The sequence below is a fragment of the Vibrio sinaloensis DSM 21326 genome (genome assembly GCF_000189275.1).
GTDB classification, from domain to species: Bacteria; Pseudomonadota; Gammaproteobacteria; order Enterobacterales; family Vibrionaceae; genus Vibrio; species Vibrio sinaloensis.
In genome coordinates this window covers 1-423 of record NZ_AEVT01000119.1, presented here as the reverse complement: position 1 = coordinate 423, position 423 = coordinate 1, and the positions used below count along the sequence as shown (strand labels likewise).

The 423-nt window shown below is 53.4% G+C and carries 1 pseudogene; it reads right to left on the bottom strand.

The annotated features are described in order from the left end of the window. Window positions 1-423 (bottom strand): annotated as a pseudogene (locus RH45_RS21645) (hypothetical protein); the annotation flags it as partial.

The following is a 423-nucleotide window of genomic DNA, read 5'->3' as shown; positions in this document are numbered from 1 at the left end:
AGATTGGTGATTTTGCTGGCGTTTCCCGTGTGGCTAGCGCTAAAGGCGCTGGTGCTGTCATCCCACAACAGCGCGTCTTCGGCTAATCCTGCGACAGAGGCCTCTGTGTTAGTGATAGAAGTGTTAAGTGCGCTTAATGCACTGCCTACGTTATTGTAGATGCCTGTGCCTACCTCGTAGAGGGGCGCATTCACTGTACCATCAGAATTAACGGAAGCCCCTCCGCCGAGTCGATCGGCGACGGATTGACTTAAAGAATAAATTTGCGCACCTGTAACGGCATCGGTACTGGTGGAATTGATGTCGCCTTTAGCAACGTAGGTGATCTGCCGCTGAGTGGTGCTGTTACCCACGGCGACGGAATTGTCTTCCTGGGCGACAGAGCCCGAGCCAAGGGCAACTGAGTTGGTGCCTATCGCTTTT